The sequence below is a fragment of the Aestuariivirga sp. genome, assembly GCF_965227715.1.
In the GTDB taxonomy this organism is placed as follows: domain Bacteria; phylum Pseudomonadota; class Alphaproteobacteria; order Rhizobiales; family Aestuariivirgaceae; genus Aestuariivirga.
On the sequence record NZ_OZ245771.1, the window covers coordinates 4,168,794 to 4,194,771 of the forward strand.

24 protein-coding genes and 1 pseudogene are annotated in these 25,978 nt (G+C 62.5%); 6 read left to right on the forward strand and 19 right to left on the reverse strand.

Annotated elements, in window-relative coordinates:
• Positions 1 to 102: 102 nt before the first annotated feature.
• The 6 genes from radA to alr all read right to left on the reverse strand — a co-directional run bounded on the left by radA (position 103) and on the right by alr (position 6,928).
• Positions 103 to 1,491 (reverse strand): DNA repair protein RadA, encoded by a 1,389-nt coding sequence (gene radA / locus ACO06F_RS19910; RefSeq protein WP_421694449.1) that lies wholly within the window; start codon positions 1,489 to 1,491, stop codon positions 103 to 105.
• Between the two features lie 309 nt (positions 1,492 to 1,800).
• Positions 1,801 to 3,459 carry an amidohydrolase gene (locus tag ACO06F_RS19915; RefSeq protein WP_421694450.1) on the reverse strand — a complete coding sequence of 553 codons (1,659 nt, stop codon included), beginning with the start codon at positions 3,457 to 3,459 and terminating at the stop codon, positions 1,801 to 1,803.
• A 236-nt stretch (positions 3,460 to 3,695) separates the two neighbouring features.
• Positions 3,696 to 4,094: an endonuclease domain-containing protein gene (locus ACO06F_RS19920; protein ID WP_421694451.1), complete on the reverse strand. Its 399-nt coding sequence runs from the start codon at positions 4,092 to 4,094 to the stop codon at positions 3,696 to 3,698.
• 145 nt (positions 4,095 to 4,239) lie between these two features.
• Complete coding sequence (locus ACO06F_RS19925) at positions 4,240 to 5,013, reverse strand: ABC transporter ATP-binding protein (RefSeq protein WP_421694452.1); 774 nt, start codon at positions 5,011 to 5,013, stop codon at positions 4,240 to 4,242.
• A 5-nt stretch (positions 5,014 to 5,018) separates the two neighbouring features.
• Complete coding sequence (locus ACO06F_RS19930) at positions 5,019 to 5,792, reverse strand: MlaE family ABC transporter permease (RefSeq protein WP_421694453.1); 774 nt, start codon at positions 5,790 to 5,792, stop codon at positions 5,019 to 5,021.
• The gene (gene alr, locus ACO06F_RS19935; RefSeq protein WP_421694454.1) at positions 5,789 to 6,928 is read right to left on the reverse strand and encodes an alanine racemase; all 1,140 of its coding nucleotides are present in this window, start codon (positions 6,926 to 6,928) and stop codon (positions 5,789 to 5,791) included. The genes ACO06F_RS19930 and alr overlap by 4 nt, the downstream gene beginning before the upstream one ends.
• A gap of 298 nt (positions 6,929 to 7,226) precedes the next feature.
• Between alr and ACO06F_RS19940 the strand changes: the two genes are divergently transcribed.
• Entirely contained in the window at positions 7,227 to 7,502 is a 276-nt protein-coding gene (locus tag ACO06F_RS19940; protein WP_421694455.1) for a hypothetical protein, read from the forward strand.
• On the opposite strand, the gene ACO06F_RS19945 is transcribed toward ACO06F_RS19940, so the two are convergent.
• From ACO06F_RS19945 to rpsF, 6 genes are all read right to left on the reverse strand, one after another.
• On the reverse strand, positions 7,499 to 8,272 hold the full coding sequence (locus tag ACO06F_RS19945) for a hypothetical protein (RefSeq protein WP_421694456.1): 774 nt from the start codon (positions 8,270 to 8,272) through the stop codon (positions 7,499 to 7,501). The two genes, ACO06F_RS19940 and ACO06F_RS19945, sit on opposite strands and share 4 nt — an antisense overlap.
• A gap of 298 nt (positions 8,273 to 8,570) precedes the next feature.
• Positions 8,571 to 10,070: a replicative DNA helicase gene (locus ACO06F_RS19950; protein ID WP_421694457.1), complete on the reverse strand. Its 1,500-nt coding sequence runs from the start codon at positions 10,068 to 10,070 to the stop codon at positions 8,571 to 8,573.
• A gap of 277 nt (positions 10,071 to 10,347) precedes the next feature.
• Positions 10,348 to 11,607, reverse strand: a complete 1,260-nt coding sequence (locus tag ACO06F_RS19955) for a class I SAM-dependent methyltransferase (protein WP_421694458.1) — start codon at positions 11,605 to 11,607, stop codon at positions 10,348 to 10,350.
• Positions 11,608 to 11,913: 306 nt separating this feature from the next.
• Positions 11,914 to 12,486: a 50S ribosomal protein L9 gene (gene rplI / locus ACO06F_RS19960; protein WP_421694459.1), complete on the reverse strand. Its 573-nt coding sequence runs from the start codon at positions 12,484 to 12,486 to the stop codon at positions 11,914 to 11,916.
• 13 nt (positions 12,487 to 12,499) lie between these two features.
• Positions 12,500 to 12,739 (reverse strand): 30S ribosomal protein S18, encoded by a 240-nt coding sequence (gene rpsR / locus ACO06F_RS19965; protein ID WP_373503197.1) that lies wholly within the window; start codon positions 12,737 to 12,739, stop codon positions 12,500 to 12,502.
• Positions 12,739 to 13,113, reverse strand: a complete 375-nt coding sequence (gene rpsF / locus ACO06F_RS19970; protein ID WP_421694460.1) for a 30S ribosomal protein S6 — start codon at positions 13,111 to 13,113, stop codon at positions 12,739 to 12,741. Before rpsF ends, rpsR begins: the two co-directional genes overlap by 1 nt.
• Before the next feature lie 289 nt (positions 13,114 to 13,402).
• Between rpsF and ACO06F_RS19975 the strand changes: the two genes are divergently transcribed.
• The 4 genes and pseudogenes from ACO06F_RS19975 to ACO06F_RS19990 all read left to right on the forward strand — a co-directional run bounded on the left by ACO06F_RS19975 (position 13,403) and on the right by ACO06F_RS19990 (position 17,382).
• Positions 13,403 to 14,431, forward strand: a complete 1,029-nt coding sequence (locus tag ACO06F_RS19975) for an ABC transporter ATP-binding protein (RefSeq protein WP_421696731.1) — start codon at positions 13,403 to 13,405, stop codon at positions 14,429 to 14,431.
• A gap of 24 nt (positions 14,432 to 14,455) precedes the next feature.
• Positions 14,456 to 15,606, forward strand: a pseudogene (locus ACO06F_RS19980) (ABC transporter substrate-binding protein).
• A 94-nt stretch (positions 15,607 to 15,700) separates the two neighbouring features.
• Entirely contained in the window at positions 15,701 to 16,570 is an 870-nt protein-coding gene (locus ACO06F_RS19985; RefSeq protein ID WP_421696732.1) for an ABC transporter permease, read from the forward strand.
• A gap of 5 nt (positions 16,571 to 16,575) precedes the next feature.
• On the forward strand, positions 16,576 to 17,382 hold the full coding sequence (locus tag ACO06F_RS19990; RefSeq protein WP_421696733.1) for an ABC transporter permease: 807 nt from the start codon (positions 16,576 to 16,578) through the stop codon (positions 17,380 to 17,382).
• Positions 17,383 to 17,486: 104 nt separating this feature from the next.
• Here the strand turns inward: ACO06F_RS19990 and ACO06F_RS19995 are convergent, their stop codons facing one another.
• The 5 genes from ACO06F_RS19995 to carA all read right to left on the reverse strand — a co-directional run bounded on the left by ACO06F_RS19995 (position 17,487) and on the right by carA (position 23,759).
• Positions 17,487 to 18,788, reverse strand: coding sequence for an esterase-like activity of phytase family protein (locus tag ACO06F_RS19995; RefSeq protein WP_421694461.1), 1,302 nt, complete (start codon positions 18,786 to 18,788; stop codon positions 17,487 to 17,489).
• A gap of 75 nt (positions 18,789 to 18,863) precedes the next feature.
• Complete coding sequence (locus ACO06F_RS20000; protein ID WP_421694462.1) at positions 18,864 to 20,351, reverse strand: carboxypeptidase M32; 1,488 nt, start codon at positions 20,349 to 20,351, stop codon at positions 18,864 to 18,866.
• 45 nt (positions 20,352 to 20,396) lie between these two features.
• On the reverse strand, positions 20,397 to 21,683 hold the full coding sequence (locus tag ACO06F_RS20005) for an FGGY family carbohydrate kinase (protein ID WP_421694463.1): 1,287 nt from the start codon (positions 21,681 to 21,683) through the stop codon (positions 20,397 to 20,399).
• Between the two features lie 6 nt (positions 21,684 to 21,689).
• The gene (locus tag ACO06F_RS20010; protein WP_421694464.1) at positions 21,690 to 22,481 is read right to left on the reverse strand and encodes a class I fructose-bisphosphate aldolase; all 792 of its coding nucleotides are present in this window, start codon (positions 22,479 to 22,481) and stop codon (positions 21,690 to 21,692) included.
• Positions 22,482 to 22,538: 57 nt separating this feature from the next.
• Positions 22,539 to 23,759, reverse strand: coding sequence for a glutamine-hydrolyzing carbamoyl-phosphate synthase small subunit (gene carA / locus ACO06F_RS20015; RefSeq protein ID WP_421694465.1), 1,221 nt, complete (start codon positions 23,757 to 23,759; stop codon positions 22,539 to 22,541).
• A gap of 122 nt (positions 23,760 to 23,881) precedes the next feature.
• Here carA and ACO06F_RS20020 point away from each other — a divergent pair, with 122 nt between their 5' ends.
• The gene (locus ACO06F_RS20020; protein WP_421694466.1) at positions 23,882 to 24,343 is read left to right on the forward strand and encodes a GatB/YqeY domain-containing protein; all 462 of its coding nucleotides are present in this window, start codon (positions 23,882 to 23,884) and stop codon (positions 24,341 to 24,343) included.
• Positions 24,344 to 24,671: 328 nt separating this feature from the next.
• On the opposite strand, the gene ACO06F_RS20025 is transcribed toward ACO06F_RS20020, so the two are convergent.
• Together ACO06F_RS20025 and ACO06F_RS20030 are read right to left on the reverse strand one after the other, a co-directional pair.
• On the reverse strand, positions 24,672 to 25,388 hold the full coding sequence (locus tag ACO06F_RS20025; protein WP_421694467.1) for an HAD-IA family hydrolase: 717 nt from the start codon (positions 25,386 to 25,388) through the stop codon (positions 24,672 to 24,674).
• Between the two features lie 115 nt (positions 25,389 to 25,503).
• Positions 25,504 to 25,923 carry an organic hydroperoxide resistance protein gene (locus ACO06F_RS20030; protein WP_421694468.1) on the reverse strand — a complete coding sequence of 140 codons (420 nt, stop codon included), beginning with the start codon at positions 25,921 to 25,923 and terminating at the stop codon, positions 25,504 to 25,506.
• Between the last annotated feature and the right edge of the window lie 55 nt (positions 25,924 to 25,978).

Genomic DNA, 25,978 nt, shown 5'->3' on the forward strand with positions numbered 1-25,978 from the left:
AGAAAAGTTTTCCCGGGCCGACTAGAGCATGATCTGCCGTTTCGATAGCACTTTTGCGCTGGAAACAGTCTCAAACTTTTGTCAGGCCGCGCCGGTGCGGTTTCAGGCAATTCTCCGTTGTCCACGGTCCTGCGCGGCAGACCAGGCGACCAGGTCCATGATGGTGTCCATAGACCTCACCTTGATGCCCTTGACCCCGGGCTGCTCGGCCGCCGCCGCAATCACCGCCTCCTTCAACCCCAGCTTCTGGGCTTCCTTGAGGCGGGATTCCGTCTGGCCTACCGGCCTGATTGCGCCTGAGAGGGCAATTTCGCCGAAGACGGCCGTTCCCGGCGGGATCACCGTGCCGGTAAGGGAGGAGAGGAGCGCCGCCGCCACCGCCAGGTCCGCCGCGGGTTCGCGCACCTTCAGGCCCCCCGCCACGTTGAGGTAGACGTCATTCTGCCCGATCTGCACCCCTGCACGGGCTTCCAGCACCGCCAGGATCATGGCCAGCCGGTTCGAATCCCATCCCACCGTCGTCCGCCGGGGCGTTCCCAGGGGCGAGGGGGAAACGAGTGCCTGCACCTCGATCAGCAGCGGCCTCGTGCCCTCCATTCCAGCGAAGACGGCGGTGCCCGGGGTCGGGTGCTCGGTTGAGCCCATGAACAGGCGGGACGGGTTCGTCACCTCCGCCAGCCCCCCATCCGACATTTCGAACACGCCGATCTCGTCCGTGGGCCCGAAGCGGTTTTTGACGGCGCGGAGAATGCGGAACTGGTGGCCACGGTCCCCCTCGAAATAGAGAACGGCATCCACCATGTGCTCGACGACCTTGGGGCCCGCAATCTGCCCATCCTTGGTGACGTGGCCCACCAGCAGCACGGCGGTGCCGCGCTGCTTGGCAAAGCGGATCAGCGCTTCGGAGCCAGCCTTGAGCTGCGAGACGGTTCCAGGCGCCGCCTCAATCGAAGGCGCCCAGAGTGTCTGGATCGAATCGATCACCGCAATCGACGGCGGCTTTTCTTCGGACAGGGTGGCGATGATGTCCGAGACATTGGTTTCGGTTGCCAGCAGCACCGGCGCATCATCCAGGCCCAGCCGCTGGGCCCGGAGCCTGACCTGGGCAATCGCCTCTTCGCCCGAAATATAAACCACGCGCTCTCCCTTGCGGGCCAGCGCCGCCAGGGCTTGCAGCAGAAGCGTGGATTTGCCGATGCCCGGATCGCCGCCGATCAGCACGCCAGAGCCCGGCACGAAGCCGCCGCCCGCCACGCGGTCCAACTCGCCAATGCCGGTCACGATGCGGGGCGGGGCAGGGCTCTCACCCCTCAAGCCCACAAGCCGGGTGGCCCGGCCCTTGGGCAGGCTCGCACCCTTGGCGCCGGACAGGGGGGCCGCCGCCTGCTCCTCGACGATTGAATTCCATTCCCCACAACTGTCGCAGCGGCCTGACCATTTGGAGGAGGTCGCGCCGCAGTTCTGGCAGACGAAGACACTGGATTTTGCCATGCCCTTCTGTACCGGAACATTCAAGGAACGCAAAGGGGCAAGTTGAAGCGATGGCCTTTTCGGTCCCGGAGGGGTGGGGCGCCTCCGGGACCGATGGGAACGCGCTCTCGGGGGAATGGCAGCGTGGCGCTGCCGCAGAGCATCCCTCATCAGGCACGATGCAAGGTGGCCGGGGCAGGCAGACCTTGCGCATCATCTCTGCCCGATCATGAAGGCTGAGAGACGACGATGACCCTAGGTTAGTTCACCCTCTCTGGTTGTGAAATCACTTTTTATGTCAGCATGGCTGCCGTGGAATCACGTCCGGCCTCAGGCTTCGAAACTGATCCGCCCATCGCAGATCGTCACCTGGGGCCTTACATTCACAACCTCGGTTTTGGGCACCGCCTCCATGTCGGCATCGAGCACCACGACGTCCGCCAGATAGCCTTCCTTCAGCGTGCCCTTCCGGTCTTCGCGGAATTCCATATAGGCCCCGGCAGCGGTGAAGCTGTGGAGCGTGTCCATCAGGCTCTGGGCCTGGGGCGGGCAGTCCGGCCGGATGGGCACCACCGTCAAGGCTGCCTGCATGCCCAGGAAGGGGCTTAAGGGAGCGACAGGCCAGTCGGAGGAGAAGGCGATGGTGGCACCGGCCTCGCGCAGCGTCTGCCAGGCATAGGACCAGGGCAGCTTGTCCCCCACGCGGGACAGGATCGGCTCATGCGGGCTCCCCGGAACGCCGACGCCTGCGATGGGCTGGAGCGAGGCGATGACGCCCAGCTGCTTCAGCCGCGGAATATCCGCAGGGTCGATCATCTCGATGTGTTCGATGCGGTGGCGCGAATCGCGCTTGCCGTTGGCTTGCTGCGCGGCCTCATAGGCATCGAGAGTCCGGCGCACGCCGCCATCGCCGATGGCGTGGGTCGAAACCTGAAGCCCGTGCCTGTCCGCCCGGCGCACGATCTCGTTCAGCTCCTCTGCCGTGAAGAGTGGCGCACCCATGTTCTCCGGCTGGTCGGGGTAGCCTTCCAGCATCAGCGCCGTATAGGTTTCGAGCACGCCGTCGATGAACACCTTCACCCGGTCGCAGTGGAGCATGTCGCCCTGATACCTGGCGCGCATCTCCGCTGCTTCTTCGACGCGCGCGATCTCGAAGGTGTTCTTCTGGTGGAAGGGAATCTCAACCCGCGCATTGAGCTCGCCTCGCTCCAGCAACGTGTTGAGAAGTTCGAGCTGATACCAGTTGCCGTCCATATTGTGCATGGAGGTAATGCCGAGAGAGGCCGCGTGGTCGATGCCTTTCCGGAAAAAGCTCATGTCGAGTTCGCGCTGGGCCGCGGTCGCCGGAGGAGTGGGGTTCTCGCCCGTGGTCATCCCCAGCCACTCGCGCCCGCCGGTGGGGGTCAGCGCCTGCACCAGCATATAGGCCGCGGGCTCGCGCAACTCACCCGTCGCGATGCCGTTGTGGTCCAGCACGATCTCGTTTCCCACGGGAAGCACGCGGCCCTGCATGATCCCTGCGGCTTCGAGTGCTTTGGTGTTGGCCCACATGGTGTGGTGGTCGAAGCAGCCCATGATGAAGGGAATGTCGGAGACCATGCGGTCGAGAATCTGCCGCGTGATGGGCTGGCCGAAAGCCTCATGCGCAATGCCGGTTGCGAGCAGCACGCCATCATGAGGGTGCGCCTTGCGGTAGGCCGCCACGGCCTCGGCCACCTGATCGATGCCGCTCATGCCGTTGAGCATCAGCGTCTCCAGCTCAACTGCGCCGCCGAAGAGATGCACATGGCCTTCGATGATGCCCGGCATCACCGTCTTGCCCCCGGCATCGATCACCCGCGTGTGCTTGGCCTTGAGGCCTCCCATGTCCGCGTCCGTCCCGATCCGGATGATGCGGTTTCCCGCAATGGCCAAAGCGCCGGCGCGGGGGCGGGCAGGGTCCATCGTCAGCACACGTGCATTGGTGATCAGAAGGTCGGCGGCAGTCATATTGGGTTATTTCCTTTTGGGTTTAGGCGGAAAATGCCCGCTTGACGAAATCCCGGCAAGCCCCCACCTTGCATGCCAGTGTCAACAGCGAAAGGAGGTGATCCGATGTCGAGTGAGTTCACAGTGCCGGGCAGCCGGATCGTAGCCTCCGCGGGAACGCGGAGCTAACGCCACTCGAGACCGCCTCCCGGCGCATCTCACGGAAAGGCCGCTCGCGAGAGCGGCCTTTTTTGTTCTCACGCGTTGTTTTTCTTTTCCTCTCCCCCAGCGGGGGAGAGGGCAGGGTGAGGGGGTCTCGCAGCGAGCGTGGTTTCGAGGACTGCGCCAATATCTCTCAGCACATCATTGTTCCAGAACCGCAGCACGCGATATCCGAAATCTCGCAAATCGTTATCGCGCTTCGCGTCCCGCTCTTCGCCATGATGTCCGCCGTCGATCTCGACAATCAACCTTTCTTCGGAACAGAGAAAATCCACGATATATGGCCCGACCGCCACCTGACGACGGAATTTCAGTCCGCCAAGCCCGCGGTTTTTTACATGGTGCCAGAAGCGAGCCTCCGCCATCGTTGGTTCCCGCCGCATGCGCTTGGCCATGGCGAGAAGCCGCTTCTTGTCATTGGCATTGGAGACCATGGACGCACCCCCCTCACCCTGCCCTCTCCCCCAAGTGGGGAGAGGAAAAGTAAGGAAATTTTTTTGCATCCATCAACATTGCATTTTCCTCTCCCCCAGCGGGGGAGAGGGCAGGGTGAGGGGGCCTCACCACGAGTCAAGCCGCCTAAGGCTTCAGCACATCCATCTGAATGGGCCCCTCGGCGCGGCCGTGGATGAATTGTTCGACGAAGGGATTGCCGCTCGTGTCGATCGTCTTCGCCGGTCCCTGCCAGACGATCTCGCCCTTGTAGATCATCGCGATGTCGTCAGCGATCTTGCGGGCAGACGCCATGTCATGGGTTATGGAGATTGTCGTGGCGCCCAGGCGCTTAACGCAATCGACGATCAGGTTGTTGATGACATCCGCCATGATGGGGTCAAGCCCCGTGGTCGGCTCGTCGAAGAAGATGATTTCGGGGTCGGCCGCAATGGCGCGGGCGAGGCCCACGCGCTTCTGCATGCCGCCCGAGAGTTCGGCGGGGTAGAGCTTGGCAACCTCCGGCCCCAGTCCCACCTGGCCCAGCTTGTCGATGGCCACATCGCGCGCCTTGGCGCGGGCCATGTGGCGGCCCTGGATCAGCCCGAAGGCGACATTCTCCCACACTGAGAGCGAATCGAAGAGGGCCGCACCCTGGAACAGCATGCCGAAGCGCGCCAGATAGGCGTCGCGCGCCGTGCCGCGGAGGCCCACGACCTCTTCCCCGGCAATGCGGATCGAGCCTGCATCCGGCTGGAGAATGCCGAGGATGCATTTGAGCATCACCGATTTGCCGGTGCCCGAGCCGCCAATCACCACGAGGGAATGGCCCTTCTGCACGGCCACATTCACGCCGTTCAGCACATGCTTGGGCCCGAAGCTCTTGCGGACGTTTTCGAGAACGATGTGACCTTCCGCCATCGCCCTCAATCCGCAAACAGCAAGGAGGTGAGGGCGAAATTCGCGGCGAGGATCAGGATCGCCGAGGAGACGACGGCATTGGTGGTGGCCCGCCCAACGCCCTGCGCGCCGCCCTTCGAATTGAAGCCGTGGTAGCAGCCCATCAGCGCGATGATGAAGCCGAAGACGGCGGCCTTGATCAGCCCTGAGGTCACGTCGTTCAGCTCCAGGAAATCCGCGGTGTTGCGGATATAGGCATAGCCATTGAGGCTGAGCGTGCGGGTTCCCACAATGTAGCCGCCCATTATGCCGATCACATCGGCAATGCCGACGAGAATGGGAAGCGTCACCACGGCCGCGATGATGCGCGGGCCCACGAGATACTTGAACGGGTTGGTGGCAAGGGTGACGAGCGCGTCGATCTGCTCGGTCACGCGCATGGTGCCGAGCTCTGCGGCAATGGACGCACCCACCCGGCCCGCCACCATGAGGCCCGCAAGCACCGGGCCCAGTTCGCGCGTGATGCCCAAGGCCACGATCGAGGCCACCAGGCTTTCCGCGTTGAAGCGTGACGAACCCAGATAGATCTGCAGTGCCAGGGCGCCGCCGGTGAAGAAGGCGGTCAAGCCCACCACGGGAAGCGAAAAATAGCCGATGCGCATCATCTGCTCGAGGATCTGGCGCAGGAAGATCTTGGGCGTCAGCCCCTGCAGCAGCGCATCCTTGAGGAACAGCACGACCCGGCCCACCTCTTCGAAGAGGGTGAGCGTCGCGCGGCCGATATGGGCGAGAATGTTCAACGCGTCATGTCCGATTCGAGTCCCGTATAGAGCCTTGCGGAGCGGCTGCCGAGTCTTGTGAGCAATTCATAGGAAATCGTGCCTGCCCATGCGGCAGCCTCGTCGATCATGATGTGCCGTCCGAGGATTTCGCCGCGCGTACCCCTCGTGACGGTGCCGGCGGCCAGGTCCGTCACGTCAACCCCCATCATGTCCATGGAAATCCGCCCGATCACCGGGCAGCGCCGGCCGGCAATGAAAACCTGTGCCGGGCCATCGGCGGCGCGGGAAGACAGGGCCCGTGGAACACCATCCTTGTAGCCCGCACCCAGAATGGCGATGCGGCTCGGCCGCGCGGCCGTCCAGGTGGCGCCATAGCCCACGCTTTCTCCCGCAGCAACGTCCCGGAGCTGCAGTACCGTGCCCTCCAGTAGCGCGACGGCCTGCATGGGATTCGGCTCCCCCGGCGTGGGATTTCCGCCGTAAAGCGCGATTCCCGGCCTCACCAGATCATGGGTGAAGCCTTTCCCCAGAAATATTCCGCTGGAATTTGCCAGGCTGGCGGCGATTCCGGGCAGGCGGGAGCGAATGGCAGCGAAGGCCTCACCCTGGCGTTGGTTCATCGGGTGGGGGGCATCGTCCGCGCAGGCCAGGTGGCTCATCAGCAGGCTGATGTTGAGCCCCTCCATGGTGAAGCGGTCCTCCAGCAGGGCCTCGAATTCGGGGGCTGAGAAACCCAGCCGGTTGATGCCGGTGTCGACGTGGATGGCGCAGGGCAGCTTCCGGCCATAGGCGCGCCCGAAGGCCGCCCATTCCCGCGCCTCGGCACTGGAGATCAGGGCGGGGCATAGATCGAGCTTGGCGTAGAACTCCGCTTGGCCCGCAAAAAGCCCGTCCAGCACATAGATTGTCGCTTCTGGAAGGATCGCCCGCAGCTCCTCGCCTTCCTTGGGCCTGGCCACGAAGAAGCTGCGGCAGCCTGCCTCCCACAGCGCCTGCGCCACGGGGGCAATCCCCAGCCCATAGGCATTGCCTTTGACCGCCGCCCCGCACTCCGCCGTGCCGGCCCGCGCTTTCAGCGTCTGCCAGTTCTGTTTGAGGGCGACCAGATCAATGGTCAGCACCGCTCCTGCGAGGTCTTGTGGGGTCGGCGTCATCCGCAGTCCTTCCGCTAGCGCTGCCATTAAGGGGGGGAGCTTCCAGGATCAAGTGCGCTCGCATCCACCTTCAAGGGTGGTGATTTCGGTGCACCCTTCGCTCCACAAGCGAAAGCAGAGCGAAATTGCTCTTCTGCAAGCGATTGCATATTTTGCAACCAGATGAACGCGCATGTGTTTCATTCCGCCATTCCGTTTCCGGGGAGATGACTAAATGGAAGGAACAACGACCGCTTCGCAGGACCATTCGCCGGTCACGCCGAGGGATGAGAAGCGACCCGCCACAGCAGCACGCACAGTGGCGAAGACCGATACGAAGGAGCTTCGCCGCGTCCTTCGCTCGGTCAAGAAGATCGCGCGGAGCGATGGCAGCGTGCTGTGGCAGCCCGTCTCGCCGGGCGGCCCCAGCCGCTATGATCAGTATCAGGAAGTTCTGCTCAATGCCTTCCGTGACCAGCTGCCCGGATCGATTCGCCGTTTAAAAGCATCGAAACCGATTGCAGTCAAAACCCGCAAGGTCGTGGCGGCAATGCTGACGCTGAACCGGTTCAGCCCGGACGTGCCTGCTGCCTAAGGGCGCAGGGCGGCCGGCAGGCTGTCCAGCAAGCTGAAGGGTCTGAGGTATGACGGGGCAGGCGGTGTTGAATGCACCGACTGCCGCACCTCCTCCGGAATGGAGGGGTCTGACAGCGGCAAGATTCCTGCGTCTGCAATCGTCCGGCGCAGGGCGTTTGCGGAGCCGCGGTATTCGAGGGTGGCCCTCAGGGCCATGGGCGTGCCCGATGTTCCCATCACCAATGCCAGGCCGCTGAAGAAATCCTGGCTGGCGGAATTCTCAACACCGAGAGACACGAGGCTCATCTCGCCGAAGCCCTTGCGGTTCAGCGAGAGCAGGTATTTTGCTTTGTCCGATTCGAGGATGATGCCGTCATGACGGCCGCCCAGATAATAGCGCTGGCGCTGGCCCACCGGCCTGAACTTGGTAAAGCGGCTGAACATGGTTGAGCCGCCCCTGCGATAGACGAAAAGCGCGGCGCGCAGGCATTTCGAAAAATCCCGCGGCCAGGGGCAATAGTAATTGTAGCAGCCCGTGCGCATCGTCGAATGCTGCATCTTGGACAGCGCCGCGGCCGGAAACCCTAAGCCTTCGAAGGGAAGCCCACCATCGGCCATGAACTCATGCCGGGGCGGCGGACCGCGGAAACCCCGCGGATCATGAAAAAGCGCTTCGGTTTCGATGTTGAAGAACGCGCAGAGCCGTTCCAGCGTCACCGGATTGGGAAGTGTCGAGCCGGACAGATATTTGTTGAACTGCTGCCGGTTCATGCCCAGGGCACGGCACACGGCGGCAATCGAGCCGTGCCTTGTACAAAGGGCTCGTAAATTATCTGCAAAATTCTGATGTGGTGAAAATGGAGCAGTCTCGTTCACGAGCAGTACGCTCCAGTGCCTATGCAATGGATTGCATGCATCCGTGAATTGTCTTCGATGCTCATTGCGGGGTTCACCGTCGCCGTGACCTACTCAGTTCGGGTGCATAATGCACCAGCTACGCGAAAATAGTAATCGTATTCTGCGTGAAATGAGACATCAAAATGATTAAAAACGGGCGAACAAAGCAACTTAAAATTGAACTTAGTTGTTACTCAAAGCGTTCTGGCAGGTAGTCGGCGCGCACGAGGTTCTGGAACTTGGTGAGACTCGCCTCGAACTGCAGTTCGACAATTCCGGTGGGGCCATGGCGTTGCTTGCCGATAATCACTTCCGCAACCCCGTTCACCCGGTTCATCTGCTCCTGCCAGTCGAAGTGATCCTGGGTGTTGGGGCGCGGCTCCTTGCGGGCAAGATAATATTCCTCGCGGTAGACGAACAGCACCACGTCGGCGTCCTGTTCGATTGAACCCGACTCGCGCAGGTCCGCCAGCTGAGGGCGCTTGTCGTCCCGGTTCTCCACCTGGCGCGAGAGCTGTGAAAGGGCCACGACGGGCACCGCCAGTTCCTTGGCCAGCGCCTTGAGTCCCACGGTGATTTCGGAGACTTCCTGCACACGGCCTTCGGCCGCGCGGCGCGATGAGCCGGTCAGGAGCTGCAGGTAGTCGACCACAAGCAGGCCAAGACCGCGCTGCCGCTTCAGGCGCCTTGCACGGGCCGCCAGCTGCGCGATGGTGATGCCGCCCGTGGCATCGATATAGAGGGGCAGGGACTGTAGCTCGCGCGTGACCTCGACGATCTTGGCGAATTCATCTTCCGTGATCTTGCCGCGGCGGATGCGCTCTGAAGGGATCATCGCCTGCTCGGAGATGATGCGTGTTGCCAGCTGCTCGGCGGACATTTCGAGCGAGAAGAAGGCAACGACGCCGCCGTCCGCCACCTTCACCGAGCCATCGGCCAGGTGCTCCGCCTTATAGGCGCGCGCGATGTTGTAGGCGATGTTGGTGGCAAGCGAGGTCTTGCCCATGGCAGGCCTTCCGGCCAGGATGATGAGATCGGATGATTGCAGCCCGCCCATCTTCTCGTCCAGATCCTTGAGGCCGGTCGAGATGCCCGAAAGCCCGCCGTCGCGCTGATAGGCGCCGGCGGCCATGTCCACCGCATCGGTCAGCGCGCGGGCAAAGGGCTGGAAGCCCTGTCCATATTTTCCGGTCTCCGCCATGGAATAGAGCGTCTGCTCGGCGCGCTCGATCAGGTCCTTGGCGCTGTCCTCGATGTCGGGTTCGAAAGCCTCGTTGACGAGGTCGGTGCCCACCGAGATGAGCTTCCGCCGCTGGGCCAGCTCATAGATCGTGCGGCCATATTCCTCGGCATTGATGATGGTCGTCGCATTGGCCGCCAGCCTCGCGAGATAGGCCGTGCCGCCGATTTCCTTCAGCGTCTGGTCATTCTCGAAATGGCTCTTCAGCGTGACGGGGCTTGCGAGCTTGCCGATCTTGATGAGCGTCGAGGCCGCCTCGAAAATGCGCGAATGCAGCGGCTCGAAGAAGTGTTCGGCCAGCAGGAAGCCCGACACCTTGTCGCACGCCTCGTTGTTGACGAGAATCGCGCCCAGCAGCGCCTGCTCCGCCTCCAGATTGTGGGGCGGGGAGCGATAGCTGTCATCCCCGTCTTGGGTTTCAACGGGGCGAAGGTTGGGAATCGGTGCCATGGGACTGTTGTAAACAAATAGGGAACTGCAAGGCACTTTTATGTCCCTTATGCCCGCTATCCACAACGGGGATGCGCATCCTGTCCCTCTTCGCCGGGTTCACGCATCGCGCTGACATGTAAGATCACTGGCAAATCTATGCTCCATCCGCACCGTCACCCCAGCGAAGGCTGGGGTCCAGCTTCGTTGCGGCGTACACTGCAAACAAAGCGGGATGCCAGCCTTCGCTGGCGTGACGGTTCGTCCTGTGGGGAAGCGCACTGGCTTCGATGTCAGCTCACTCGGCCGACACCGTCTTGAAGCGCGGTAGTTTCGAATCGATCTCGCGGAGGCGTTCCTCGGCCTCGATCATGTAGTTCCGGGTCAGCGGCAGCACGTGCTGGTTCTTCACGAACTGGATCTGGAAATTATTCATGCCGCCATAGCGGAAGGCGCATTCGGAGCCTGCCAGGTAGAACTCCCACATGCGGCAGAAGCGCTCGTCATAGAGTTCCTTCGCGCGCGCGCGGTGGTCGGCAAAGCGCAGGTACCATTCATGCAGCGTCTTGGCGTAATGCAGCCTCAGGATTTCGATATCGGTTACATAGAGACCGGACTTCTCGATGTGCGGCAGCACTTCGGACAGGGCAGGGATATAGCCGCCGGGGAAGATGTATTTCTTGATCCAGGCCGAAGTGGCGCCCGGCCCGTCGGAGCGGTTGATGGAGTGCAGAACCGCAATGCCGTCATCCTTGAGGAGGCCGTTCACCTTGGTGAAGAACTCCTTGAAGTGGCCAACGCCCACATGCTCGAACATGCCGACGGAGACGATGCGGTCATATTTCTGGTCGAGGTGGCGGTAGTCCTTCAGAAGGAACTCCACATGGTCGGAGATGCCGCGCTGGCGGGCGCGCTCGTTGGAGAGCTTGTGCTGCTCCTCGGAGAGGGTGACCCCCGTCACCTCCGCCCCGCAGATTTCCGCGATATAGAGGCCAAGTCCGCCCCAGCCGGAGCCGATGTCCAGCACCTTCATGCCGGGCTTGATGTCCAGCTTCGCCGCCAGGTGGCGCTTCTTGGCAAGCTGCGCATCCTCGAGCGAGCCGTCCTCGGTATCGAAATAGGCGCAGGAATATTGCCGGTCCCGGTCGAGGAACAGGTCATAGAGGGCGCCCGAGAGATCATAGTGGTGGGCCACATTGTTCTTGGCCTTGCCCACCGGATTATACTGGTCCACCCGCTTCAGGGCCTTCCGCACGGCATAGGCGGCCTTCGCCACTTTCGGCAGGCGGTGGGCCTGGCCGTTTTCGGTGAGGAGGGCCAGCGCATCATAAAGCGTTGTGCCGCCGCCCACATCGACCGAACCATCCATGTAGCATTCGCCCAGCCAGAGGTCCGCGTCCGCGGCGATCTTGGCGGCGGCCAGCGGGGTGTTGATCAGGAGGTTCACGGGCGTTCCGGTGCCATCGCCATAGTCACGCACCACGCCGTCCGGGCCTGTCACCCGGAGGGTTCCCTTCACCATCACCATTTTCAATGCGCGATCGAGAAGTCCGTACATGTCATGTGCTCCCACACCCCGCCCCGCAGAAAGGCGGCCGACACTCTCCCGGTGTCATCAAACATTAACGAAAGTTTAATGTGATGACGTGGAGCTGCGCAAGGGGCTGAATGTGCAAGGGTTAATGGGCATTTATGCATGGGCCTCAATAACTTAGGGTAGTGACTGAATGCAATTTAACGTCGTTTTCGTTCAACTATGCAACCAGTAAGAGAATTCCGGATCGGCCTTCACCTTCCGGAGGTATGCCGCCCATGAAAAAGGCCGCCCTTGCGGGGCGGCCTGATGTCAGTCGTTGCGGGAGGCTTATGCGCTGTCCTGCTCGTCCTCGGCCTGGGCTTCCTCGAAGAGGGCCTCGGCAGCCGCACGGATCTCGGCGCGGTCTGAGGTGGGTCCGGTGAGGTCTTCGCCGCGGGCCTGGGCGGCCGCTTCCTCGGGCGAGCGGGCGACGTTGACCGTCACCTTGACTTCGACTTCCGGATGCGGAGAGACGATCACTTCGTGCAGGCCGATCGTTTTGATCGGCAGGCTCAGCAGGATGTGGCCACGGTCGAGCTTGACGCCAACGGTGGCGGCAGCATCGGCAATGTCACGCGGGGAGACGGAGCCGTAGAGCTGGCCCGATTCACCTGCCTGGCGGATGAGCGTGAAGCTCTTGCCATCAAGCGACTTTGCCTCTTCACCGGCTGCGGCGCGGCGTTCGGCATTGCGGGCCTCGAGGGCCGCGCGGTCGCGCTCGAACTTCGCCTTGTTGGCTTCGGTGGCGCGCAGGGCCTTGCCCTGGCGGAGCAGGAAGTTACGGGCATAGCCGTCCTTTACCTTCACCACTTCGCCCATGTGGCCAAGCTTGGAAACGCGCTCGAGAAGAATGATATCCATCGTCGCGTTCTCCTTACTTCAACACGTAGGGCAGCAGGCCCAGGAAGCGGGAGCGCTTGATGGCCTGGGCCAGTTCGCGCTGCTTCTTGGCGCACACCGCGGTGATGCGGCTCGGCACGATCTTGCCGCGCTCGGACACGTAGCGCTGCAGAAGGCGCACGTCCTTGTAGTCGATCTTCGGCGCGTTATCGCCGGTGAAGGGGCAGCTCTTCTTGCGGCGGAAGAAAGGCCTTCTGGCTTGCGGAGCGGACATCAGTTGGCCTCCTCGGTCACTTCAACGCGGTCGTCGCGGCGTTCACGGTCTTCGCGGCGGCGCATCTGGGCGGACGGGCCGTCCTCATGGGCTTCGACCTTCACGGTCATGAAGCGGATCACGTCTTCCGAAATCGACATCTGGCGTTCCATCTCCTGGACGGCAGCCGAGGGGGCGTCGATGTTGAACAGCGTGTAATGCGCCTTGCGGTTCTTCCGGATCCGGAAGGTCAGGGACTTCAGTCCCCAGTATTCGGTCTTGGTCACCTTGCCGCCACCGCCGGCGATCAGGGCCTTGTACTGCTCGGTCAGGGCTTCAACCTGTGCCGGGGCAGCGTCCTGACGGGTCAGGAACACATGCTCGTAAAGAGCCATTGGATTTGCCTTTCATTCCATTGCATCAACTTGCAGCACCTGGCGCAGAGCCTCTTGCGAACCCGTAGGAAAGGCTCGAAAGACCGGTCAAACGAAAGAGCGGAGACACGGGAAGACGGGGTTTCCCCCTGGCCATGTGCTTGAAAGCACGCGGCCCTTCCGTTCAGCCCCCGGCCAGATGCCGTAAGACGAGGCGGCTTATGGCTGAAAAACAAGGCATTTGCAAGGGTAACTCCGGTTGACAAACGCCATGCGCTGGCGGAACTTCCGGAAAATTATTTTCCCGGGCATCGTGAACGAAACTCAGAGCGTTATCGAATTCCGCAAGGTCACCAAGCGCTTTGGCGATGTCGCGGCCGTGGCCGACAATGACCTGTCCGTCCGCGCGGGTGAATTCCTCTCGATTTTAGGCCCCTCCGGCTGCGGCAAGACCACGTCGCTGCGCATGATGGCGGGCTTCGAACAGCCAACCAGCGGAGACGTGTTTCTGAGGGGCGAGAATGTGACGGGCGTTCCCGCCTACCGCCGCCCGGTCAACATGGTGTTCCAGCATTACGCCCTGTTCCCCCATCTCTCGGTTGCCGACAATGTGTCCTACGGCCTCCGCCAGCGCCGCCCCAGGCCTGCAAAGACAGAGGTGGACCGCGCGGTGGACGAAGCCCTCGCCATGGTCCGGCTCGAAGGCTATGGCAAGCGAAGGAGCTATGAGCTCTCAGGCGGTCAGCAGCAACGCGTGGCGCTGGCCCGCGCCCTCATCAACCGTCCCGCCGTTCTCCTCCTCGATGAGCCGCTGGCAGCACTCGACCGCAAGCTCAGGCGCGACATGCAGATCGAGCTGCAGAATCTGCAGCGCGACGTGGGCATCACCTTCCTTCTCGTCACCCATGACCAGGAAGAAGCTCTCTCCATGTCAGACCGCGTCTGCGTCATGCGGGAGGGCCGCATCGTCCAGACGGGCTCCCCGCGCGAGCTCTATGACAGGCCGGTCAACCGCTATGTGGCGGATTTCGTCGGCAAGACGAATTTCTTCGAAGGGCCCTCATCCTCCGAAGTGCTGAGTGTGCGGCCGGAGCTGATTGAGATTGCCGCCACCGTCAAGCATCTTCCCGATGGCCTCTCCGCCCGCCTGCCGGTGAAGATCGTCAACCGCATCTTTCTGGGCGAGCACACGGAATATGTGGTGGCCAATGATCTGCTCGGGGCCTTCATGGTGGTGGCCCCGCGGAAGTCGGAGCGCGAAGCAGGTGTCTACGAAATCGGCGACGTCATCGCAGCCGGCTGGCGCGCCGAGTCGGAACGCATTTTACCGAACAACTAAAAAACCAAACAGGGAGCGAACAACATGACCAAGCATCCGGACCATATCTCAGCCGAGAAATTCATCGAAGAACTCCGCCGCTACCAGAAGGGCAGCGTCACCCGCCGCCACTTCCTGGGCGTCACCGGCCTGGGGCTGGCCGCGGCAGTGATGAGCAGCGCCGTGCCGGGCTTCAAGCCCGCAAGGCCTATGCAGGCCTCTCCGGCACGCTCAACGTGACCACCTGGCCCAATTACTTCTCGCAGGAAAACTACGACAATTTCACCAAGCAGACGGGCGTCAACATCAACGTCAACGTCTTCGGCTCCAATGAGGAGATGCTGGCGAAGCTGCAGGCGGGCTCCACCGGCTGGGACGTGTTCGTGCCCACCAACTACACGATTTCCACCTATAAGCAGCTGGACCTGATCGAGCCCTTGGACCTCAAGCTGTTCCCGAATTACGATCCGGCCGCGCAGGACCCGCGCTTCTTGGGCCCCGGCAATATCGACGGCGTCGTCTACGCCGTGCCGAAGGACTGGGGCACAACGGGCTTCATCGTCAACACCAAGTCGACCACCGAAAGCCCCACGAGCTGGAAGGATTTCTTCGCCCTCACGCAAGGCCCGCTCTCAGGCAAGGTCACGGTGCATGACTATCAGCTCACCACCATCGGCAGTGCTGCAAAGTCGCTTGGCTATTCCTTCAACACGGTTGACCCCAAGGAGCTCGCCGAGGTCGAGAAGCTGCTGATTGCGACCAAGCCCCATCTCTTCGGCATCACGTCTGACTATCAGCCCGCCATGCGCAATGGCGATGCCGCAATGGCCATGTGCTGGACCAATGATGCCGCGCAGCTCAACCGCGATCTGCCGGAGATGAAATATGTGCTTGGCAAGGACGGCGGCGAAATCTGGGTTGATCACTATGCCGTGGTGAAGGGTGCCCCCAACCGCGATGCCGCCTACGCCTTCCTCGACTTCATCCTGACGCCGGACATCAACGCCAAGGAAATCGAGGCCCACGGCACGCCCACAACGGACAGCCGCGTCATCAAGCTGCTCCCCAAGTCCATTCTGGACAACCCGATCCTCTATCCCGCCGCTGAACAGCTTTCGGCGCTGGAATATGGCGCCGCCGAAACCCTCACCAGCCCGGCCCGCGCCGAGCTGATGGCGCGCTTCAAGTCGGCGTGACCCTTCGCGCTTCGTCATGGCCGGGCGTGTCCCGGCCATCCTTTTCCTCCGCCACAAAGAGGATGCGCGGGTCGAGCCCGCGCATTACGAATTGTTGGGGATGTCCTTGAACGCGGCACGCCCCAAACTCGTCACCGCCTTGCTGCTCTTGCCCGCGGGCGTGTTTTTCGTGTTCCTGCTGCTGGTGCCGCTGGCTGTGGTGCTGATCTTCTCCTTCGGCCTCCGCGCGCCGGCGGGCGGTTACATGCCGGCCTTCACCATCGAGAATTACGCAAACCTGCCCGCCCGCGGAAAGGCCTTCTACAACACGCTGACGCTGGCACCCCTCGGTACGCTGCTCACCGCGCTCTTTGCCTTTCCGATGGCCTATTTCCTGGCGGTGCGCACCAGCCCCAAATGGCGGGTCACCATGCTCATCCTCGTCATGGCGCCGTTTTGGACCAGCCAGCTCCTGCGTTACTATGCCTGGATGATGATCCTCGGCAACAAGGGCATTCCAAGCTGGCTCGCGTGGATGGGCCTCACGGACGTCCGCCTCATCAACACGCCCTGGGCCGTGCTCATCGGCGCGGTCTATGGCTTCCTGCCGCTCATGGTGCCGCCCATCTATGTCTCGCTTGAAAAGCTCGATAAGCGGCTGCTCGAAGCCTCGGCCGATCTCGGCGCCACACCGTCCGGCACGTTCTGGCAAGTCACGCTGCCGCTGGCGCTGCCGGGCGTTGCCACCGGCTCCATGCTGGTCTTCATCCTGCTGATGGGGGATTACATCCTGCCGCAGTTCCTCGGGGGTGGAAAAGTCTTCTTCATCGGCAATGCGCTGGTTGATCTCTTCCTGCAGTCGCGCAACTGGCCCTATGGGGCGGCCGTGTCCGTGGCACTCGTCGTCATCATGTTCGTGACCATCTTCTTCTACATGCGCTTCGTGCTGTCGAAAACCGACACGCGCCGCGCGGCACTGGTGTGAGCATGCTGCGGATTTACGCGCTCTTCATCTACATTTTCCTCTATGCACCGATCACGCTCATCGTGCTCTTCTCCTTCAATGCCGGCAAATACGCCATGGACTGGCAGGGTTTCTCCCTCTTCTGGTATGGCAAGGCCTTCTCCAACCCGCTGATCATGGGGGCGCTGCGAACCAGCGTCTTCATCGCGCTCTCCACGGCCTTCCTCTCCGCCATCATCGGCACGCTCACCGCATTGGGGCTGGAGCGCGTGAAAGGCTGGCTCCGCGCGGCGTTCGATGCGCTGCTCTATATCGCCATCATGGTGCCCGGCATCGTCATCGGCATCTCGACGCTGATTGCCTTCGTGTCGCTCTTTGACATGGTCAACCCATGGCTTCTTGCGCATGTGAACATCAGGCTGGAGATGGGCACCTGGGCGGTGATCGCCGCGCATGTCTTGTTCAACATTGCTGTCGTTGCCCTTCTCGTGCGGGCGAGATTGCAGGGCATGGACAGAAGCCTCGTCGATGCGTCGGAAGATCTCTACGCCACGCCGTTCGGCACCTTCATTCAGGTGGTGCTGCCGCTGCTCGCCCCCTCAATCCTCGCAGGGTTCCTGCTGGCCTTCACCTTCTCGTTCGAGGATTTCATCATCGCCTATTTCGTGGCGGGGCCGGATACGACGCTGCCCATCTATGTCTTCTCCTCGATCCGCCGCGGCGTAACGCCGGAGATCAACGCGGTGGGTTCTGTCGTGCTGATGACATCTTTCGTGCTGCTGATCCTGGCACAGTTGGTCCTGCGCCGCGGTGACCGCACAAGGGCTGCGTGACGCCGGCAATTCTGCGCCCATTCTTCCCTTTTAATCCTCTCCCCCGCGCAAGTGGGGGAGAGGAAAATTCAACTCGCATAAAGACAACTGGCGAAGCCCACTCCCTACTGCAGAACCGGTTCCGCGAAAGTCACGCGCAGTGCAATGTTGCCGTCGCCTTCGATGCCGAAGTCAGAGTCGTTGAACACGATCATCTCGGTGGGGCTCACCACGGCCACGCCTTCGACCTTCTTCGGCAGGCCGTCCACATCGTCGGAGCTGAGAACCAGTGTCTTCACCACCGGCTTGATTCCCTTGGCTTCGACGTCTGCCGCACTCATCTGCTCGAGCGAAGGTGACGTCTTCTCGTCGTCAAGGCTCGCATCCAGCGGCGTGGCGCTGGCGAGGTCGATCACGTAGAACTTGGTGGTCTTGCCGATGCGCTCGATCACCAGCAGGCGGTCGCCGCCCAGCCACACCATCTCGCTCATACGGACGGCGTTCTGCTTTTGCGGTTCCTTCTTGTTATCGGCCTTGAAGCTCGTGGCGTCGTCCATCACATAGAGATATTCGCCAAGCAGCTTGCCGGTGGCGCGGTCGATCTTCCACAGCCTGGTGTTGGCGCTCTTCTTGTAGGCATCGCTGTCCGGGTTGGCGAGCGGGCTCTGCATCAGCACATAGAGGGTGGCGCCATCGGCGGAAACGCCCACATTTTCGATGCCGCGGTTCAGATAACGCTTGGCCATGATGGCGGGAAGCGAGCCGACGACGTCGACGTCATCGTTCTTGAACACCGCTTCGAGCCCTGCCGGAACATGGCGCTTGAGAACGGTGCCATCAGCGGCAACTTCGACGAGCGAGGGCGCATATTCCTCACCGATCAGGAAGCTGCCATCGGGAAGGCGGGCCAGAGTCTCGGTGTCGAGGCCGTTCACGTCCGCGGGTAGAAGCTTGCCGCTCAGGTCATAGGCCGCCTCGCTCTTGAAGCCGTCGGCAGAGTAGGGAAGGCCGCTGACCAGCTTGCCGGACTTGGTCTTGAGGGGAATGGTCTCCACGATGGTGGCCGCGTTGCCGGGCGTCACGGACAGCTTCTGAATGGTGATGTTGAAATCGGGCTGCGGAAAGTTCTTGGCCTTGCCATCGCCCGCGCACAGCGTGTCGAGCCCCAGACCCGTCAGTTCCTCAATTCCCTCGCAATCCAGGTTGGGCCCGCGGTCGGTGATCGTCCAGATCACGGTGGGATCGGCCGCATCGCGGAAGGCACCAGAGCCGATGCCGCGGTTCAGCGTCAGCGTCTTGCCGCCACTATAGGTGACCTGGCCCATCGGCAGGTCGGGAAGCTTGATCTCGCTCACCGTCACATCCGCTGCAAAAGCGGCGGTGGCGGTGGAAACGGCAAGGGCGGTGCTGAACAACAAGGCGCGCATGGGAATCTCCTGTCCGGACTGTCGGAAGGGAACGCCTAGATATGGCACTTAACAGATATGTGACGGTCTTGGTCCTCAGTCCAGATAACGCTCTTTCAGGTGCGTTTCGAAGTATTTCGCGTTGAGCGCTTCACCCGTTGCCTGCCGCATGATCTCCGGCGTTGAAAGCATGGATGCCTTGGACCAGATATGTTCTTTCCGCCACTGGTTGATGCCGGTGAAATCGCCCCGCGCAATCTGGGCAGGCGCATCGGGAAGGGCGCGGGCCACGGCGGCCCATTGCTGGGCGGCCATCATCGCGCCCAGCGTATAGCTGGGGAAATAGCCAAACGCGCCCGAGGGCCAGTGCACATCCTGCATCGGGCCGTCCTTGTAATTACCCGCGGTCGAAAGTCCCAGATAGTCCTGCATCTTCACATTCCAAAGCTCCGGCACGTCCTTGGCCGCAAGCTTCCCGGTGATCAGCTCCTGCTCGATCTCGAAGCGCAGGATCACATGCAGCGGATAGGTCGCCTCATCGGCGTCGACACGGATGAAACCGCGCTCCACCCGGTGCACATGGGCCAGCATGTCTGCAACGGTCACGCCGTCGAGCCCAAGAATCTCCCGCGCCTTCGGCAATGCGAATTCCCAGAACTCGGGCCGCCGTGAAAGCTGCATTTCCTGAAACAGGCTCTGGCTCTCATGCGCCGCCATGCCACGCGCCTTCATGGAGGGCCAGTGAGACAGGTCATGCGGAAGGTTCTGTTCATAAAGCCCGTGGCCCGTCTCATGGAGAATGCCCATGAGGGAGGAGAGGAATTCATCCGTCCGGTAGCGCGTGGTCATGCGCACGTCCGTGGGCACGCCGCCGCAGAACGGGTGGTGAGAAATATCAAGGCGCCCGTGGTTGAAATCGAAGCCCACCGCCTTCATCAGCTCAAGCCCCAGCGCCTTCTGCTTTTCGATAGCGAAGGGGCCGTCAAACGCCTTCACCGGGTGCTTCGCCCGGCGCCGCGCCTGGGCTTCGAGCGCCTCCGGTATGAAGCCCTTGAGAAACGTCTTGAGGTCCGCAAACACCCGGCCGATCTCGGCGGAGCGGCTCCCCGGATCGAACTGTTCCACCATCGCATCATAGGGTGAAAGCTTCAGCACCTCGGCACGGCGCTCTGCCTCCTCGCGCGCGAGCGACACGATATTCTCGAAGGAGGGGAGAAAGTCCGTCCAGTCATTCTTCGCGCGAAGGCTCCGCCACAGCTGCTCGCAGCGCAGCCGCGCGTTCACCTGGCGGCCCACGAATTCGGAGGAAAGGCAGGTGCGGTTGATGTAGCTGCGCTTGAATTCGGCCACCGCCGCCCGCTGTGCGCCGTCCAGCTCTTCCCCCTCGGCCTTGGCGATCCAGTCTGCGATATGCGGGGCCGATGCCAGCTCATGCGCCATGGAGGCAATCACGCTCATCGCATCGGCGCGCTTCTCGCCGCCGCCTTCCGGCATGTTCACGGCCTCATCCACTCCCAGCATGGCCTGTGCATGGTCCAGCGCTTCAAGCCTGCGGCAGAGATGGTCCAGTTCGGCAAAAGACATGGGCGTCATTCCTTACATGCGAAAATCAGGATTTATGAAGTGGGTTTACAGGCCGGCATAGGCCTCTGCCCAGCGGCCGAGCGGGTCCACCACGTGAACGCCGCCTTCCGGTGTGAAGCTTGCGGGCGCACCCGTTGCCGCTTCGAGCCCCAGAAGTGCCGCGCCGAGGCCGACGAGCTCCGGCTCCGCCACCACGGTGATGGGCTCGCGGAACACGCTGGCGCGGAGTTCCATCAGCGCCGCCGATCGCGCCCAGCCGCCCGTCGCGTACAGCACGCCGCGCGGCACGCCGGCGCGATCAAAGCAGCGCAGGAAGCCGCGGCCTCTGAGCGCCATCTCCTCCAGCACCAGGCGGATGCGGGACGGCTCGTCATCGCCCTTCGGGTCCGGTGGGCCGGGAAGCCGGGGCAGGGCCAGGATGGTGCGGATCGCCTCCTTGCCGAAGTGCTTCTCCAGCGTCAGCGCGAATTCCGTCACCCCCACAACGGCCAGCCCCGGCCCGCACATGGCAGGCACCGTCGCCTCAAGGCTTTCATCCACGGCGGGGTTCAAGGCGCGCGTCTCGCCATAGATCGCATTGGCGGTGCCGAGCGAGTCGATGCGCGCCAGCGGGTTCAGCCGCAGAATGGCGGAGGAGGCGATGGGATGGTCATGGCCTCCCGCGACCATCAGTGTGGCGGATGAGACGGCCCCTGCCTCCCGCAGGCGCCCGGGCCCAGCCGTTCCCGCAATCTCGCCTGTCTTCAGCACGCGGGGCAGGGGCGGGGCTTCGGCGAAGCTGAGCGCCTCTGCGCTCCAGCAGCGGTTGATCAGATCGTAGCAGCCGGTACGCGCCGCAAGCGTCTCGCTCATGAAGGGTGCGCCACACCACAGCGAGGTGCAGTAGTCAGCAAGCGCAATCCACAGCCTTGCGCCGCCGATCTCGTCAGCCCGGTGCCGGCGCATCCACATCCATTTTGCGGCCGACGTGTGGAAGTCGACGCGGGTGAAGTGAAAAGCCGCGCGGAACCGCGCCACCTCCGCCATGGCGCGCTTGTCGAACCAGGCAATCACCAGCCCGCGGGAGGATAAGTCCTGGTTGGCGCAGACGCCATCCTCACCCACACCCGCTGACGATATGGCTGCCAGCGGCTTGCCCCCGCCCACGGCGCGCCAGCCTTCGATGATCAGTTCTTCCAGCAGCGTGATGAGGGCCGTCGCATCGGTGGTGACGCCCAGCCCGTCATCGGCCCTGGGTGTCGGAACGGACTTGACCCACAGCGTGCGGCCATCCTCGCCTGCGAGCACCGCCTTCACATTGGTGCTCCCGATGTCGAGGCCGCAGGCGATCATTGGCGTCTACCAGCGGCGGCGGAAGGCGCTGCGCGAGACCTTTGCCATCTCGGCAATGAGCCAGCGCGTTTCCTCCTCCGGCCGCTGCCACACCTTGCGGCCCACCACCACGCCCTGCGCGCCGGCGGCAATCGCGTCCGTCACGTCCTTGAGAGTCGACTGGGCGTCCCCGCTCAACGGCCCGCCGGCAACGACGATGGGAATGTCCAGCTCATCGCAAAGCTTCGCCGTGGCATCAGGGCCGGGGAAGGTGATCTTGATGATGTCCGCGCCCAGATCATAGGCCACGCGCGCCACTTCCATTTCGGCCTCGATGATCTCGGGGCTCCTCGGTGCGGCGAGGAACACGGGCTCCACCATCACCGGCATGTGCCATTTGGACGCCTCGGAGACGACGGCGCCAATGCGCTGGCAATAGAGCACCTTCTCCGCATCATTCACGTTCCACGGCAGCAGCAGCTTCACGCAGTCAACGCCCATGCGCACCGCATCTTCCACACTCGCCACCAGCGTGCCCGTGCCGGTGTCCGCGGCAGAGGTCGGCCAGAAGGCATCGATTGCCAGAATGCGCGCCAATTGCGGGGCGGCCGCCATTTCCACTTCGGAAGCCTTGATGATGCCGGTCGAGACCATGAAGCCCGTCACGTCCTCTGTGAGGAAACGCTTCATCACCTGAACCGGCGCCTCAAGCTGCTTCACGCGCCCCCATACGAGGCCATGATCGATCGGAACCACCAGTGCCGCCCGATCGGGGCGGAGCACGCGGTTCATGCGGTAGCTGGTGCTGTAGCGGGCCAATAAACTCTCCTGTGAGATATTCAGTTTCCTCTCCCCAAACGGGGAGGGAGTCATCACTCAGCCCTTCGCCTTCTCCATATACCCAACAAAGCGCTTGAACAGATAGTGGCTGTCCTGCGGGCCGGGGGAAGCCTCGGGGTGGTGCTGGACGGAGAAGACCGGCCTGTCTTTGAGCGCAATTCCGGCATTCGATCCGTCGAACAGCGAGACATGGGTTTCGATCACACCATCGGGAAGCGACTCGCGGTCCACCGCAAAGCCGTGGTTCATGGAGACGATCTCCACCTTGTTGGTGGTGAAGTCCTTCACCGGGTGGTTGGCGCCATGGTGGCCCTGGTGCATCTTCACGGTCTTTGCACCGAGCGCGATCCCCAGCATCTGGTGGCCAAGGCAGATGCCGAAGATGGGCTTGCCCGAGTCAACAAGCTTCCGGATTTCCGGCACCGCATAGTCCCCCGTCGCCGCCGGGTCTCCGGGGCCATTGGAGAGGAACACGCCATCGGGTTTCATGGCCAGAATGTCTTCCGCCTTGGTTGCTGCCGGAACCACCGTCACATCGCAGCCAGCAGACGTCAGGCAGCGCAGGATATTGCGCTTCAGGCCGTAATCGACGGCCACCACCTTAAAAGGGTTTGCCGTGGCGCGGGTGTAGCCCGTCTCCCAGTCCCACAGCTTCTCATCCCAGTGCAGGCGCTGGGTCAGGGAGACGTCCTTCGCAAGGTCGAGGCCCACGAGGCCCGGCCAGGCGGCCGCCATTCTGGTGAGCTTCTTGATGTCGAACTTGCCCTTGGCATTATGCGCGATCACGCCATTGGGCATGCCCTTTTCGCGGATGCGGGCGGTGAGCGCCCGCGTGTCGATCCCTGATAGCCCAATGATGCCGCGCGCCTTCAGCCACTTGTCGAAGTGCCTGGCAGAGCGGTAATTCGCTGGCTCGGTGATGGGCTCCTTGACGATACAGCCGACGACACCGGCAGAGGCCGCCAGGTTCACCGTCTCGATGTCCTCGTCATTGGTGCCGACATTCCCCACATGCGGGAAGGTGAATGTGACGATCTGGCCCGCATAGGAAGGGTCGGTCAGCACCTCCTGATAGCCCGTCATGGCGGTGTTGAAGCACACTTCGCCCACGGCCTCCCCCTCGGCGCCAACGCCGAAACCCTCGATCACCGTCCCGTCCGCCAGCACGATCACGGCGGTGATGCGCGGGGCGTCCCAGTCGCCGAACTGGGGGCGTGCGGGTGTCTTGGCCGGGTGAGGCTTTTTCGCAGTCGGCATGGCAGACTCCTGGGGAATTTGAGGCTGGTTAAGGGAAGGGGCCTCAGCCGTCAAGGTTGCGGTGCCGCCATATCCGCCCTAAGTGGGGCTCCAATCCAGGATTTCCACGAAGGAACAGGCATATGGCACTGCGCGACGAGATTTCGGCTGCACTGAAGGACGCGATGAAGTCCGGCGACAAGAAGCGCCTGGGCACGCTCCGCCTGATGCAGGCGGCCATCAAGGACAAGGACATCAACAGCCGCACCGATGGCCATGACTCCGTCCTGACGTCTGACACCGGCCTCACGGAGCTCTTCGCCAAGATGGTGAAGCAGCGCCAGGATTCGGTTGCTGCCTTCGAGCAGGGCAACCGCCCGGAACTGGCCCAGGCCGAACGGGATGAAATCGCCGTCATCCAGTCCTTCATGCCGAAGCAGATGAACGATGAGGAAGCCAAGGACGCCGTGGCCGCCGTCATCGCGGCGATAGGTGCCACGAGCGTCAAGGACATGGGCAAGGTCATGGCGGAGCTCAAGGCCAAGTTCGCCGGCCAGATGGACATGGGCAAGGCCGGCGCCATCGTGAAGAGCTTGCTGGGGTAGGCGGGGGACATCCTTCTCATCATCGTCACCCCCGCTCGTCATCGCCGGACTCGATCCGGCGATCCTTTTTCCCACCACGAGAGCGGCGCGCGTTCAAGTGACATCACCTCTCAACGCGCACCGTCATGCCAGCGCAGGCTGGCATCCCGCTTTCGTTGTCGTAAATGCTGATACAGAGCCGGACCCCAGCCTTCGCTGGGGTGACGGAACGGATGAAGCATAGATCTTACGCTGATCTCAACTGACCGCGCGATGCTCTAAACAAGACGCCCGTTCAAGCCCGCACAAGTGAGGGCGCGCGTCCAAAGAACATCTCCCCTGTGGCCCCCTACTTCCCGGCCTCCACCGCATCGGCAAGTTCGGCCAGGCTCGAGAAGTGATAATCCGGAATCGCCACCGTCTGCACCTTGGGCGTGGCACCGGTGCCGGATTTTCCCTTCCGCCGCTCGATCCAGCAGGTGTGGTATCCAAGCCGCCGTGCCACGGCGATGTCGTGATACTGGCTCTGCGCCACATGAATGATGTCGCTGAAGCCATAGCCTTCCTTCGAAAGCCTGCCGCGCATAAAGGCGAAAACCTGCGGGTCCGGCTTGTTCCAGCCCACCATTTCCGCCGTCACCAGGTCATCGAAGGGCTGGTCCAGCGTGCGGGCGAAATGGGAGAGCGCCCAATTGTCGGAATTGGTCATGGCGGCCAGATAGAATTTTTTCCTGAGCCGCTTCAGCGTGGCGATCGAATCGGGAAAGGCCGGCCAGTGCGGAATTGAAAGCCGGAATTCCTCGGCATCGGCATGTGAATCAGGAAGCCCCAGAACCTCCGCCATTTCACGGTACATGGGCGCCATCATGGAAGGGAAGGGCAGCCGCGGCGTCTCATGGTGCTGGCGGTCCTCGGCCACGGCATAGGCCTCGAGGATGGCCTTGTCAGTGAGGGAGACACCCGCAGCCTTGGCGCGGGACTGGACGTAGTCGAGTATACCGCTTTCGAAATCGATCAGCGTTCCGACGACGTCGAAGGTCATCACTTTGCGGTCTGTCAGGGCCATGGGTTTACTCCGTATCCAGAACGGAGGCTATGCGCGGCGGGTGGACCCGTCACCCAAGAAAAATGCGGGGCCGCCATGCAGCCCCGCATCCGCATTATCCTCAACACAAAGGCGGTCAGACGATGTTGGTCGTCACCTTGATGTTGCCCTTGGTTGCATGGGAGTAGGGGCACACGACATGGGCCTTGGTGGCGATGTCATTGGCCTGTTCCTTGGTGAGGCCCGGCAGGTTCACGTCGAGCGCCACTTCGAGGCCGAAGCCGCCGCCGTCCTCGCGCGGGCCCACGCCCACATTGGCGGTCACCGAAGCGTCGGGCGTGATCGTCACCTTCTCCTTGCCCGCCACGAATTTGATGGCGCCCAGATAGCAGGCCGAATAGCCAACGGCGAAGAGCTGCTCCGGGTTGGTGCCCTTGCCGTCGCCGCCCATTTCCTTGGGGAGCGAAAGCGCGAGGTCGAGCTTGCCGTCATCGGTCTTGCCGCGTCCGTCGCGGCCGCCGGTCGAGGTGGCATGGGCTGTGTAGGCAATCGGCATGAGAGTCTCCTTGAAAGTTGAGCTGTCGGTGTTCCAGGGCCTATTTGGAGTGAAA